The organism is Streptacidiphilus sp. BW17, from assembly GCF_041262485.1.
Classification (GTDB): domain Bacteria; phylum Actinomycetota; class Actinomycetes; order Streptomycetales; family Streptomycetaceae; genus Streptacidiphilus.
The window spans coordinates 131,158-144,684 of sequence record NZ_JBGCCR010000005.1 but is presented as its reverse complement, the minus strand read 5'-3'; the positions used below and the strand labels follow the sequence as shown (position 1 = coordinate 144,684).

The window sequence follows — 13,527 nt, the reverse complement described above, 5'->3', positions numbered from 1 at the left end:
CTACCGCCCCTCCGGCCCGTTCCCGAACGGCGCGAGCGTGCCGGCCGACCGGGCAGCCCGGCGGTGTGCGTCGAGCGCCTTCCAGACGTGGTCGCGCAGGAACGGGGCCTCGGTGAAGCGGATTCCGGTGGCGTCGCGCAGGGCGTTGGCGAAGGCGGGCGGGACGGGGTTGAACGGGCTCTCGCTCATGGACTTGGCGCCGAGCGGGCCGATGGCGTCGGAGGTCTCGGTGAAGTGGACCTCGGTGCGCGGCACGTCCGCGTAGGCGGGGAGGCGGTAGCGGCGGAAGGCCGCGGTGGTGACCTCGCCGCGCTCGTCCAGCAGGACGCGCTCGAAGAGCGTCGCGCCGAGGGCCTGGGCGACGCCGCCCTCGACCTGGCCACGGCACTGAAGCGGGTTCATGACCTTGCCGGCGTCGGCGCCGTGGACACTGCGCAGGATCTTGATCTCGCCGGTGTCCGGGTCGACGGCGACGCGGAACCACTGCGAGTTGAAGGCCACCGAGCGGGGGGAACCGCCCCAGTGCCCGTCGGCCTTGAGCTCGACGTCCTTGCCGCGCGCAGCCTCGAAGAGCTCCTTGAGCGTCACGATCCTGCCGTCGCACTCCACCGCGTCGGCGGTCAGCCGCAGCAGGCTGCGGGGAGTACGGGCGTACTCGGCCGTAAAGGAGAGGATCTGCTCGGCGAGCGCGTTGGCGGCCTTCATCACGGCCTTGCCCGCGACGACCGTGCCTGCTGAGCCGAAGGCGCCGGTGTCGTGCTTGACCACGTCGGTGTCGGACTGGCGGATGGCGATGCGGTCCACGGTGGTCCCGAGTGCGCCGGCGGTGATCTGCTTGTGGACGGTGGTGGTGCCGTTGCCGAACTCGGCGGTGCCCACGGCGATGTCGTAGGTGCCGTCCTCCAGCAGCTTCACGGTGGCGTCGGCGAAGTGGCCGCCGGGCGGGCCGGTGGCGATGGCGGACATCGCGAAGCCCTGCCCGACCAGCCAGCCTTCGGGGGCCAGCTCGGCGCTGCGGTCGTCGGCAAGGGCGTTGCGCACCACCCCGAGGCACTGGTCGAGGCCGTAGGAGGCGATGTGCAGGTCCTCCTCCTCGCCGCAGGGTCCCTCCATGTGCTCGCCGGGGCCGATCACGTTCCTCTCGCGCAGCACGAGCGGATCGATGTCCAGGCGCCGGGCCAGTTCGTCCATCGCCGACTCCAGCGCGAAGGTGACCTGGCCCAGGCCGTAGCCGCGGAACGCCCCGGCGGGAACGCCGTTGGTGTAGACCGAGTAGGCGTTCACCTTCTTGTTCGGGGCCTTGTAGACGCCCATCGACTCGCCGACGCTGTGGAACATCACGGCGGGGCCGTGGTTGCCGTACGCGCCGGTGTTGGCGACCACCCGGAACTGAAGCGCCGTCAGGGTCCCGTCGCTCTTGGCGCCGACCTTCACCGTGACCTTGAACGGGTGCCTGGTGGTGGCGCCGTAGAACTGCTCGGGACGGGTGAACTCCAGCTTGACCGGCCGGTGCAGCTTCAGCGCGGCCAGGACGGCGATGTCCTCGGTGAGCATCTCCTGCTTGCCGCCGAAGCCGCCGCCGACCCGCCCGGCGACCACCCGCACCTTCTCCATCGGCAGGTCGTAGAGGTCGCACAGCGCGCGCCGGGTCAGGAACGGCACCTGTGTGCTGGAGCGCACCACGAGGCGCTCCCGGCCACCGTCCCTGCCACCGTCCTCGCCGGCGTCGTCGACCTCTTCGAAGTAGGCGACGCAGCCGTGCGTCTCCAGGCTGGCGTGCTGGACCCGCTGGGTCTGGAAGGTCTCCTCGTAGACGACGGCGGCCTCGGCGAAGCCCTGCTCGACGTCGCCCATCTCGCCGTGCACCTCACCGCAGACGTTGTCCTGGGCGCGGAAGATGCGCGACTCCGGTCCCTTCGGGTGGATCACCGGCGCGCCCGGCAGCATGGCGAGCTCCGGGTCGATGACGTACGGGAGTTGCTCGTACTCCACGACGATCCGCCGACAGCCCTCCTCGGCGGCTCCCTCGCTGTCGGCGACCACGGCGGCCACCCGCTGTCCGACGAAGCGGACCACGTCGTCCAGCACGCGGGTGTCGTCGGGGTCCTCGGTGGGGTGCTCGTGCCGGGCCGAGGAGTACAGCTTGTCGGGCGCGTCGTGGTGGGTGAGGACCGCGTGGACGCCGGGGACGAGCAGTGCGGCGGAGGTGTCGATGGACACGATCCGGGCGTGGGGGTGCGGGGAGCGCAGCAGCTTCATGTGCAGCAGCCCTTCGATCTCCATGTCGAAGGTGTAGCGCGCGGTCCCGGTCACCACCTGCGGCCCGGCGGGCGCACCGAGGCTGCGGCCCACGGCCTGGCCCGCGTCCGGCCGTTCGGTGTGCTTGACGCCGCAGATCGCGTCCTGGATGGCGCGGTACCCGGTGCAGCGGCACAGGTTGCCCTTGAGCGCCCGCGGCAGGTCCGCGCGCTTGTCCTCGTCGAAGCCCTTCGCGGAGGTGGTCATCAGGAAGCCGGCCGTGCAGAACCCGCACTGGAAGCCCTGGGCGTCGAGGAACTGCTGCTGCATCGGGTGGAGTTCGCCGTCCTTGGCGAGCCCCTCGACCGTGGCCACCGACCGCCCCTCGGCGCGCAGCGCCGGGTAGAGGCAGCTGTGCACCGGATCCCCGTCCACCTGGACGGTGCACGCCCCGCAGTCGCCTCCGTCGCAGCCCTTCTTCACCCCGAACCAGCCGCGGTCGCGCAGATAGGTGCGCAGGCACTGGCCCGCCCTGGGCTCGGCGTCGAAGTCCTCGCCGTTGACGCGGATGGAGAAGCTCATCTCCCGTCCTCCTGAAGCAGTTCGCGGCGGATCTCCTCCGCGAAACGGAAGGTCATGTGCCGCCGCCACTCGGGCAGGCCGTGGATGTCGTCGTAGTACTCGTCCGGCCGGATGCCGTAGTCGAGGGCTTCGTGTACCGCGGCGGCGTTGGGGGGCAGCGCGAAGCGGAGCTGGATCGGTCGGATCGTCGAGGCGGTGACCGTCAGGGCCAGTTCGCCGTCGATCGGATCACGGGTGCCGACGAGCAGCGCGCCGGAGCGGCCGAGCCCGTACAGCGACGCCTGCCGGAACGCGGTCCGGCGGGCCAGCGCGCGCGCCGGCACGGTGATCGAGCGCAGCAGCTCACCGGGCTCCAGGACCTTGACCCCGGCGCCGACGACGAAGTCCGCGACCGGCACCTCGCGCTTGGAGCCGGACTGGGACTGCAGCTCGCAGACACCGTCGAGGGCGGCGGTCAGGGAGATCATCGGCCCGGCGGGCAGCCCGTTGCACAGGTTCCCGCCCACGGTGGCCATGTTCCAGATCTTCCAGGAGGCCAGAAACGCCCGGCAGCACTGCTCGACCAGCGGCGCCGCCGCCCAGTCGGCGCCCTGGGCGAAGCGGGACAGCTCGGCGATCGTGCACGTCGCAGCGATCTCCAGGTCTCCGGCCGACGTCAGCCGGATCGGCTCCCAGCCCATGCGGCTCAGATCCACGAGTCGGCGGATGTGCGGCTGCGGCTCGGAGAACAGGTACGTGCCGCCCCCGAGCCAGGCGTCACCCGGGCGCCAGATGTCACGACTCCGTGCGTCGCGCATCTCCACCACCGTGTTCAGGTCCACGCCTCATCACCGTCCTCGACTGTTCGACACGGCGATTGAAGCAACCTCTGACCAGGCAGAACGAGTGGGCGGGTCTACCAACCAGGCCTGCCCGAACTGGGTGATCAACCAGCGCATGTACATGCCCGGTCTGCCCTGGTCTGCCTGGTCGAGCGCCCGGGCGAGCCGGGCTCCGGCGCACCCGGCCCGAAGACGCTACGAGGCGGAGGGGGACGGTGAGGTGGAGGACGTCGTGGGCTTCTTGAAGCCCGCGTCGGTGAGGACCTTCTGCCCCTCGGGCGACTCGACCAGGGCGACGAACTGCTGGGCCCCGGTGGCGTTCGGGGCGTGGGCGAGCGTCGCGATCGGGTAGTTGTTGATAGCGGAGGCGGCCTCGGGGAAGTTGACGCCGGTGACCTTGCTGCCCGCGCTCTTGACGTCCGTCTGGTAGACGAGCCCGGCGTCGGCCTCCTTCAGTTCCACCTTCGTGAGGACCGAGGTGACGTCCTGTTCGTAGCTGACGGGCGTGACCGTGACGTGGCCGTCGGCCAGGGCGGTCTGGGCGGTCTGGGCGGCAGCGCCGCACGGCACGGTCTTGGCGCAGAGCACGACCTTGAGCGCGTGGTTGGAGAGGTTCTGCAGTGAGGCCACGTGCTGCGGGTTGCCGGGCTCGACGGCGCTCTCCAGCTCGTTGCTGACGAAGGTGACGGGGGTTCCGGCCGCGTCGCCCTTGTCGGTCACCGTCTTCATGGTCGCCGGGCTGGCTGCGGCGAAGACGTCGGCTGGTGCTCCGTTGACGATGCCGGCCGCAAGCGTGTCGCTGCCGCCGAAGTTGAAGACCACGTGGGTACCGGGATGGACCGCCTCGAACATCTTGCCGAGCTCGGTGAAGGTGTTCTGCAGTGAGGCGGCGGCGAAGACGGTCACGGTTCCGGTGACGGACGGCGAGGCGGACGCGGACTGACTTGACGAAGCAGTGGTCGAACCACGGGAGGAGCAGGCGCTGAGGGCCAGAAGAACGGCGGCAACGGCAGCTGCGGCGGAGCGGCGCACCATGGGTCTCCCTGTCGTGTGGGACGGTCGCCGCCGAGCATAGAACCTGACATGCCAGGACATCCGGGAGGTATCGCTCGTATTAGCCCAGCTGAACCACGACATCGCCTCGCATCTGCGAGAACCGGACACGGGGGCCGCGGCGACCGCAGACCCGCATCGAACGTCAGTTCCGGGCACCGCGCAGTGGGGTGACCACCGGGCGGCCGTCGGAGTCCGTCGTCACCGAGACACGCGCGGCGTACACCCGCGCGATGGCGTCCTGGGTGACGACCTCGGCGGGTGGGCCGGATGCCTCGACGCGGCCCTGGTGGAGCAGGACCAGCCGGTCCGCGTACTGGGCCGCCGTGGTCAGGTCGTGCAGGGTGGTGACCACGGTCAGGTCCTGGGTGCGGCGCAGGTCGTCCACGAGGTCGAGGACGTGCTGCTGGTGGCCGAGGTCGAGTGCGGAGGTCGGTTCGTCGAGCAGGAGCAGTCGAGGTTCCTGGGCCAGCGCCCTGGCCAGCGCCGCGCGTTGGCGCTCGCCTCCGGAGAGCTGGGCGAGGCGGCGTTCGGCGTAGTGGCTCAGGTCGAGTCCCTCCAGCGTGCGCTGCACGGACTCGCGGTCGCGCTCGCCGGGGCTCGCGAGGTAGCCGAGGTGCGGGGTGCGGCCGAGCAGCACGTACTCCTGGACCGTCATGTCCGGCGGCAGCAGCGGGTTCTGCGCCACGTAGCCGATCAACCGCGCCCGCTCCCGGGCGCGCAGGTGCCCGACGGGGGAGCCGTCGACGGCGACGGTGCCGCGATGGGGGAGCAGCCCGGCGACGGCGCGCAGCAGGGTCGACTTGCCCGCGCCGTTGGGCCCGATCAGGGCGAGCCAGCCGCCCTGCGCGACAGCACAGGACACCTCGCGCACGATCGGGGTCCGGTCCAGGTCCACGTCGACGCCGCTCACCTCCAGCCCGTGCGGGGCGGTGGCGTGGTCGGGCGCGGGGGCACGGCCGGTCATGTGCGCACCGACCGGGTGGAGCGCAGGATCCAGACGAACGCGGGTGAGCCGATCAGCGCCGTGACGACGCCGATGGGCAGTTCGGCCGGTGAGACGACGGTGCGGGCCACGGTGTCGGCGAGGACCAGGAATCCGGCCCCGAAGAGCATCGACAGCGGCAGGACCAGCCGGTACGAGGTGCCCGCGAGCCGGCGCACCGCGTGCGGCACGACGATCCCGACGAAGCCGATCAGCCCGCTGACCGCGACCGCGCTCGCCGCGGCGAGCGCGCAGCCGGCCACGACGACCAGCCGGATCCGCCCGGGGCGCAGGCCGAGCGAGCGGGCCTCCTCGTCGCCGACGGACAGCACGTCGAGGTGGCGGCCGTGCAGCAGCACGGCGGCGGTGGAGACCGCCAGGTAGGGCAGGATCTGCGTCACCTGACCCCAGGTGGCGGCGGACAGGGAGCCGAGCAGCCACGAGTAGACCTGCTGGATGTCCTGGCTGGAGCGCTGCAGCAGGTAGGTCTGCACGGCCGTCAGGAACATGGAGACCGCCAGGCCCGCGAGCAGCAGGGTGGCGGTCCCCGGTCTGGCCGTGACGCCCGCCAGGTAGGCGAGGGCGACCCCGGCCAGTGAGCCGACGAACGCGGCCACGGGCACGGTGGCCGCGTTCGCGCCGCCCAGCGAGACGATGGCGACGGTCGCGCCGAGGCCCGCCCCGGCCGACGCGCCCAGCAGGGACGAGTCGACCAGGGGGTTGCGGAACACGCCCTGGTAGCCCGCACCGGCGAGGGCGAGCGCCCCGCCGACCAGGGCGCCCAGCACCACGCGCGGCAGCCGGATCTGGAACAGCACCGCGCGGTCCAACTGGCTGAGCTGCTGCGGCAGGTGCACCAGCGGCAGCCGGTCCAGCAGCGCGTCGGCCGTCGCCAGCGGGTTGAGGTCCGCCGCTCCGGCCATGGCGCCCACCAGCACCGCGGCGGCCAGGAACACCACCGCGATGCCGTAGGCGCGCAGGGTGCGCGGGCGGACTCCGCCTCTTGTCACCGTTACCTCGTTACCGTCCGCCGTGCGTCACTTGGTGGGGGCCTTCTCGATCGCCTGCGCGATCTGGGCGACCAGCTGCGGCAGGCGCGGGCCCCAGCGCGAGGCGATGTCGTCGTTGAGGCCGACGATCTGATCCTTCTTCACGGCCGGGATACCGGACCAGCCGGGTCGGGCCGCGACGACCGCCGGGCTCTGCCCGCCGTCGGCGGACTGGTTGTCGGTGAGGAAGATCAGCTGCGGCTGGGCCGAGACGATGTACTCGGCGGACAGCTGCGGGTAGCCGCCGTCGGAGGCCTTGTCGGCCTTGTCGGCGATGTTCTTCAGGCCGAACAGCGAGGCGATCTGCCCGGCGAAGGTGGTGGAGGTCGCCGAGTAGTACGGGTTGGCGCTGACCTCCCAGTAGTAGCTGAGGTTCCCGTGATCGGCGCCGGCCTGCTTGACGGAGGCGGTGATCGACGCCTTCATGCCGGTGACGGTCTGCGTGGCCTGGGCGGTGTGACCGGTGGCCTGCCCGATCGCGTCGATCTGCGTGTAGACGTCGTTGATCGTCGCCGCGGCGGGCTCGATCAGGACCGGCACGCCGAGCTTGGTCAGCCCGGCGACCAGGCCACCGGAGTCCTGGGAGGCGATGACCAGGTCCGGGTTGTACTTGGCGATGGCCTCGATGTTCGGGGTCAGCCCGCTCAGGCTCGTGGTCGGCACGCCGGACGGGTAGTTGGAGTCCGAGTCCACCGCGACGACCTGCTTGCCGGCGCCCACCGCGTACAGGTCCTCGGTCGCGGTCGGCGACAGCGACACGATGTGCTTCGGCTGGGTCTTGAGGGTGACCTTGCCGTTGGAGCCGCTCACCGTGACCGGGTACGTCGCGGCGGCCGACGACGCGCTCGTCGAGGACGAGGAGGCGGAGGAGTCGGCGCTGCCGGAGCTCGTGGAGCTGCAGCCGGCGACGACGGCCACGGCTGCGAGCGCGGCGGTCGCCGTCGAGACAGCGCGGACGATCCGGGTGCGCCGAGCAGGTCGGGGCCGGACAGACGAGTGAGCCATGGTGGTGCTTCCTCCCGAGGGACGGGAAGAAGCCAATCCGTCGACGAGCGGCGCAGGACGCGCGCCGACAGAAACGGACCGCCCCTTCCCACGAGGGCCGATGTCGTAGCGCGGCAGGAGGCGACCTGGCTTCGGGCCGCGTGGAGAGGGCCCTCACAGTTGCGGGACAGCGCCGGAATGACCCGCAGTGCGGGCTTCACCGGCTTCGCTGCCTGGCACGCTGCCGGAAACCTGCATGGCTGCGCAGATTTTTTGGCTCAGGCAGGTTAGCACTGCGCCGCGATCCCCGGCCGGGCACCCCCGTGGCGGGGCGGCGCCGGACCCCGATCGGCGGGAGAATCGACCGGTGCCGGACCGGTGCCGGACCAGTCCGAGAGGGAACCCATGGGGAAGCAGGCGGAGCAGGGCTACGGGCAGTCGTCCTGGGCGCCGATGGCGGTGCCGGCGTTCCGCCTGCTGTGGCTGGCCCAGATGGTGTCGAACATCGGCACCTGGATGCAGACCGTGGGGGCCCAGTGGATGCTGGTGCACCAGCACAACGCGGCGCTGCTCACCTCGGCGGTGCAGGCGGCCAGCCTGCTGCCCGTGCTGTTCGTCTCCTTGCCGGCGGGCGTGCTCGCGGACCTGCTGGACCGCCGGCACATTCTGCTGGGGCTGTCGACGGCCATGGCGGTGCTCGCCGGGGTGCTCGCCGGGCTGACCGGGGCGGGGCTGGCCACGCCCACGGTCCTGTTGCTGCTCACGTTCCTCATGGGCTGCGGTCAGGCGATGACGAACCCCGCCTGGCAGGCGATCCAGCCGGAGCTGGTCCCGCGCGACTTGATCCCGCAGGCCGCGTCCCTCAACAGCCTCAACGTCAACGTCGCCCGAGCCGTCGGCCCGGCGCTGGCGGGCCTGCTCGTCGCGGTCTCCGGCCCGGCCGTGGTGTTCACGGTGAACGCCGTCAGTTTTGTCGTCGTCGCGCTGGCGGTCTATGCCTGGCACCGTCCGGCACAGGGTCTGCGCGGCAGTGAGGCGCCGGTTCCCGCTCTCCACGCGGGCGTTCGCTATGTGCGGCACGCGCCGGGCGTGCGGCGGATCCTGGTGCGTTCCGCGTTGTTCGTGCTTCCCGCCTCGGCGCTGTGGGCGCTGCTGCCGGTGACGGCGGGTCGGAGCCTGCACCTGGGGTCAGGAGGGTACGGGCTGCTGCTCGGGGCGCTGGGTGTCGGGGCGATCGTCGGCGCCCTGACGATCAAGCGGCTGCGGGCGGCCGTGTCGGACAACGTCCTGCTCGCGCTGGGCGGCGTCGTGTTCGCCGGTGGCACCGTCGCCGCCGCCACCCTGCACAGCCTGCCCGCCCTGGCCCTCGTTCTGCTGCCCACGGGTGCGGCCTGGCTGGTCAACCTGTCGACCTTCAACACCGAACTGCAGCTCCGGCTGCCCGGATGGGTCCGGGCCCGCGGGCTCGCCGTCTACCTCATCGTCTTCATGGGAGGACAGGGCATCGGCTCGCTGGTCTGGGGCGCGGTGGCCGGCGCCGCCGGACTCACCCAGGCGCTGCTCGCCGCCGCCGGGTTGCTGGTGGCGACCACCGTCACGCTGCTGTGGTGGCCGGTCATCCACACCGCGGTCCCGCTCGACCGCTCGGTCGTGTCCACCTGGCCGGAGCCGGCACTGCTTCTCGACGCCGTGCCGGAGGACACGCCGGTGCTCGTTCTGCTGGACTACACCGTCGCCCCCGAGGACGCCGACGCCTTCGTCGCCGGGATGCGCCCGGTGGAGCAGTCCCGCAGGCGTACCGGCGCGGTGAGTTGGGACCTGTACCGCGACAGCGCAGCACCCGAGCGCTTCACCGAGGCCTTCCAGGTCGCCTCCTGGTCCGAGCACCTGCTGCAGCACGACGGCCGGACCACCGGATACGACGAGCGTCTCCTGCAGGACGTGCGCTCCCTCGCCCAGGGCCCGCCGACGGTCCGTCACCTGCTGCCCTCCGCCAGCCGTCCCGCAACCGAGGGCGCGGTCGAGAGTGAAGGCGGCACTGATCAGTGAGGCGCTGATCAGTGAGAGGTGGGTGACCGTCAGCGCGCGTAGCCGGACGGGGTACGGAAATGGGCCGTCACCGTGGAGCGGTGGCGGCCCATTTTCGGACGGACGGTCATGCCTGCAGGCTGGTCAGGGCCTGATGTGCACGCCGGGCGGCGCGCTCGGCACGGTTGTTGAGCCGGGCGGCGCGGGTCAGGCGGTAGGCCTTCGCCGTACGCAGACGCTCGTCGATGGTCGCCCGTGTCGCGGCTTCGAGCTGGAAGGTCATGGTGTTCTCCCCCTTGCGGAGGGGCGATCCGCCGGCATCCGGTTGATGCCAGCCCGACGGCCCCGTATGGCTACGATTGTAGCACCAAATCGGGGACCATGCCTTTATTTTGAATGCCTGTAGGAAGCATCTCCCTGTCGATCGAAGACTCTCGGCTCGTCCGACCCGTCATCCCGTCAGACGTTGCGGCGGTACTGGCCGCCGACCTCGAAGAACGCCTCGGTGATCTGCTGCAGGGAGCAGACGCGGGCGGCGTCCATCAGCACGGCGAAGACGTTGTCGCCGTTCACCGCCGCGTCCCGCAGGGCGGCCAGGGCGGCGTGGGCCTCGTCGTGGTGGCCGGCCTGGAAGTCGCGCACGCGCTGGAGTTGCGAGCGCTTCTCGTCCTCGGTGGCCCGGGCCAGCTCGATCGGGCCGGGCGTCGCCGTGTCGGCGTGCGGGTTGCGGAAGGTGTTGACGCCGATGATCGGCAGGGTGCCGTCGTGCTTGCGCTGCTCGTACAGCATCGACTCGTCCTGGATGCGGCCGCGCTGGTAGCCCGTCTCCATGGCGCCGAGGACACCGCCGCGCTCGCTGATCCGCTCGAACTCCTGGAGCACCGCCTCCTCGACCAGGTCGGTGAGTTCGTCGATGACGAACGAGCCCTGGAGCGGGTTCTCGTTCATCGCCAGGCCCCACTCCCGGTTGATGATCAGCTGGATGGCGAGGGCCCGGCGCACGGACTCCTCGGTGGGGGTGGTGACCGCCTCGTCGTAGGCGTTGGTGTGCAGGCTGTTGCAGTTGTCGTAGATGGCGATCAGCGCCTGCAGCGTGGTGCGGATGTCGTTGAAGTCCATCTCCTGCGCGTGCAGCGAGCGCCCGGAGGTCTGCACGTGGTACTTCAGCTTCTGGGAGCGCTCGTTGGCGCCGTACTTCTTCTTCATCGTGACGGCCCAGACGCGGCGGGCGACCCTGCCGAGCACCGAGTACTCGGGGTCCATGCCGTTGGAGAAGAAGAACGACAGGTTGGGGGCGAAGTCGTCGATCTGCATGCCGCGCGCCAGGTACGCCTCGACGTAGGTGAAGCCGTTGGCGAGGGTGAAGGCGAGCTGGCTGATCGGGTTCGCGCCCGCTTCGGCGATGTGGTAGCCGGAGATGGAGACCGAGTAGAAGTTCCGCACCTTCTGGGCGATGAACCACTCCTGGATGTCGGCCATCATCCGCAGCGAGAACTCGGTGGAGAACAGGCAGGTGTTCTGCCCCTGGTCCTCCTTGAGGATGTCGGCCTGCACGGTGCCGCGGACGTTGGCCAGCGCGTGGGCGCGCAGCTCGTCCGTCTCCGCGGGGGAGGGATCGCGACCCTCGTCGGCGCGGAACCGCTCGATCTGCTGGTCGATGGCGGTGTTGAGGAAGAACGCCAGCACGGTGGGCGCGGGGCCGTTGATCGTCATCGAGACCGAGGTCGTGGGCGCGATCAGGTCGAGGCCGTCGTAGAGCACCTTCATGTCGTCGAGGGTGGCGACCGAGACGCCGGAGGTGCCGACCTTGCCGTAGACGTCGGGGCGCTCGTCGGGGTCGCGGCCGTACAGCGTCACGGAGTCGAACGCGGTGGAGAGCCGGGTGGCCGGCTGGCCCTCCGAGAGCAGCTTGAACCGTCGGTTGGTGCGCTGCGGGTCGCCCTCGCCCGCGAACATGCGGGCGGGGTCCTCGCCGTCCCGCTTGAAGGGGAAGACCCCTGCGGTGAACGGGAAGTAGCCCGGCAGGTTCTCCCGGCGCCAGAACCGCACCAGCTCCTGGTGGTCGGTGAACCGGGGCAGCGCCACGCGGGGGATCCGGTTGCCCGACAGGGACTCGCGGGTCAGCGCGGTGCGGATCTCCTTGTCGCGGACCTTCACGACCTGCTCGGTGCCGGAATAAGACTCCACCACCGCGGGCCAGCCCTTGATCTGCTCGGCCAGGTCGTAGGGGAGCTGCCGGCAGGCCTCGGTGAGCAGCTCGGTCACGCTCGCGGCGTCGAGCCCCGCCGCGACCAGCTCGGCCCTGACGGCGTCCAGGTACTGCACCCGCCGTGCGGCGGTGGCGAGTTGCTCGGTCTCGGCGTGGTAGCCGCGGACCGTCTCGACGATCTCGGCGAGGTAGCGCACCCGGTCGGCGGGCACGACCTGCCGGATGCCGGAGGAGTGGCGTACGTCGACCGACGGCAGCGTGCCCTCGGAGAGCTGGAGGCCCTTGTCGGTCAGCAGGGCCGAAAGGTGCTGGTGCAGCGCGGTGACCCCGTCGTCGTTGAACGTCGCCGCCGAGGTGCCGAACACCGGCATGTCGTCCGGCCTCTTGTCGAACGCCTGGCGGTTGCGCACCAGTTGGCGGCTCACGTCGCGCAGCGCGTCCTTGGCCCCGCGTCGCTCGAACTTGTTGATCGTCACCACGTCGGCGAAGTCGAGCATGTCGATCTTCTCCAGCTGCGAGGCGGCGCCGAACTCCGGCGTCATCACGTACAGGGAGGCGTCGACGAACGGCACGATGGCCGCGTCGCCCTGGCCGATGCCCGGCGTCTCCACGATCACCAGGTCGAACCCGGCGGCCTTGACCACGTCGATCACGTCGGTGAGGTGCTCGGGCACCTCGTGGCTGCCGCGGGTGGCCAGGCTTCGGAAGAACACCCGGTTGCCGTCGAGGGAGTTCATCCGGATGCGGTCGCCGAGCAGGGCTCCGCCGCCGCGCCGACGGGTCGGGTCGACCGCGATCACCGCAATGCGCAGCTTGTCCTGCTGGTCCACCCGGAACCTGCGCACCAGTTCGTCGGTGAGCGAGGACTTGCCGGAGCCACCGGTGCCGGTGATGCCCAGGACGGGCACCGCTCGCGCCGCGGCGGCGGCTCGCACCTGCTCCAGGAACTCCGGTGACAGCCTGCCGAGTTCCGCTCCGGTGATGGCGCGTGCGACCGCGGACCGGTCGCCGGTCAGCACGGCGGCCACCTCGGCGCTCCGGTTCTCCCAGAGGTCGAAGTCGCAGTCCTTGATCACCGAGTTGATCATCCCGACGAGGCCCATTCGCTGGCCGTCCTCGGGGGAGAAGATGGTCACACCGCTGCTGCGCAGTCGGGTGATCTCCTCGGGGACGATCACGCCGCCCCCACCGCCCACCACGCGGATGTGCTCCCCGCCGCGCTCGCGCAGCGACTGGACCAGGTACTCGAAGTACTCGACGTGCCCGCCCTGGTACGACGAGACCGCCACGCCCTGGACGTCCTCCTCGATCGCCGCGTTCACGACCTCCTGCACCGACCGGTTGTGCCCGAGGTGGATCACCTCGGCGCCCTGCGACTGGAAGATCCGTCGCATGACGTTGATCGACGCGTCGTGGCCGTCGAACAGCGCCGAAGCGGTGACCAGGCGGACGGGGCTCTGGGGTACGTGCAGATCACTCATGGTGGCCTTCCAGGACAGGTCGAAGCAGCGCCGACGATACAGATACTAGGACGTCCTAGTAAATGGTGGGACGTGCGGGTGCCGACCTCCGCGTTCG

The 13,527-nt window shown here is 70.8% G+C and carries 10 protein-coding genes and 1 riboswitch; of the genes, 2 read left to right on the top strand and 8 right to left on the bottom strand.

Translation table 11 applies throughout. The features are described 5' to 3' along the window. The 6 genes from ABH940_RS08235 to ABH940_RS08210 all read right to left on the bottom strand — a co-directional run bounded on the left by ABH940_RS08235 (position 1) and on the right by ABH940_RS08210 (position 7,538). On the bottom strand, positions 1-2,820 hold the full coding sequence (locus tag ABH940_RS08235) for a molybdopterin-dependent oxidoreductase (RefSeq protein WP_370104938.1): 2,820 nt from the start codon (positions 2,818-2,820) through the stop codon (positions 1-3). Beyond that, complete coding sequence (locus ABH940_RS08230; protein WP_370104937.1) at positions 2,817-3,641, bottom strand: xanthine dehydrogenase family protein subunit M; 825 nt, start codon at positions 3,639-3,641, stop codon at positions 2,817-2,819. The genes ABH940_RS08235 and ABH940_RS08230 overlap by 4 nt, the downstream gene beginning before the upstream one ends. Positions 3,642-3,836: 195 nt before the next feature. Continuing rightward, positions 3,837-4,676, bottom strand: a complete 840-nt coding sequence (gene modA / locus ABH940_RS08225; RefSeq protein ID WP_370104936.1) for a molybdate ABC transporter substrate-binding protein — start codon at positions 4,674-4,676, stop codon at positions 3,837-3,839. Between the two features lie 163 nt (positions 4,677-4,839). Next, positions 4,840-5,661, bottom strand: a complete 822-nt coding sequence (locus ABH940_RS08220; protein WP_370104935.1) for an ABC transporter ATP-binding protein — start codon at positions 5,659-5,661, stop codon at positions 4,840-4,842. Next, entirely contained in the window at positions 5,658-6,689 is a 1,032-nt protein-coding gene (locus ABH940_RS08215) for a FecCD family ABC transporter permease (protein WP_370064103.1), read from the bottom strand. The genes ABH940_RS08220 and ABH940_RS08215 overlap by 4 nt, the downstream gene beginning before the upstream one ends. A 27-nt stretch (positions 6,690-6,716) precedes the next feature. After that, positions 6,717-7,538 carry an ABC transporter substrate-binding protein gene (locus ABH940_RS08210; protein WP_370064101.1) on the bottom strand — a complete coding sequence of 274 codons (822 nt, stop codon included), beginning with the start codon at positions 7,536-7,538 and terminating at the stop codon, positions 6,717-6,719. Position 7,539: 1 nt separating this feature from the next. Here ABH940_RS08210 and ABH940_RS08205 point away from each other — a divergent pair, with 1 nt between their 5' ends. Next, positions 7,540-7,728, top strand: a complete 189-nt coding sequence (locus ABH940_RS08205; protein WP_370064099.1) for a hypothetical protein — start codon at positions 7,540-7,542, stop codon at positions 7,726-7,728. A gap of 106 nt (positions 7,729-7,834) precedes the next feature. Continuing rightward, a riboswitch (cobalamin riboswitch) is annotated at positions 7,835-7,983 on the bottom strand. 134 nt (positions 7,984-8,117) lie between these two features. Further along, positions 8,118-9,761 (top strand): MFS transporter, encoded by a 1,644-nt coding sequence (locus tag ABH940_RS08200; protein WP_370104934.1) that lies wholly within the window; start codon positions 8,118-8,120, stop codon positions 9,759-9,761. Positions 9,762-9,867: 106 nt separating this feature from the next. On the opposite strand, the gene ABH940_RS08195 is transcribed toward ABH940_RS08200, so the two are convergent. Together ABH940_RS08195 and icmF are read right to left on the bottom strand one after the other, a co-directional pair. Then, entirely contained in the window at positions 9,868-10,023 is a 156-nt protein-coding gene (locus ABH940_RS08195) for a hypothetical protein (protein WP_370064095.1), read from the bottom strand. 176 nt (positions 10,024-10,199) lie between these two features. Beyond that, positions 10,200-13,430: a fused isobutyryl-CoA mutase/GTPase IcmF gene (gene icmF / locus ABH940_RS08190; protein WP_370064093.1), complete on the bottom strand. Its 3,231-nt coding sequence runs from the start codon at positions 13,428-13,430 to the stop codon at positions 10,200-10,202. Positions 13,431-13,527: the final 97 nt, after the last annotated feature.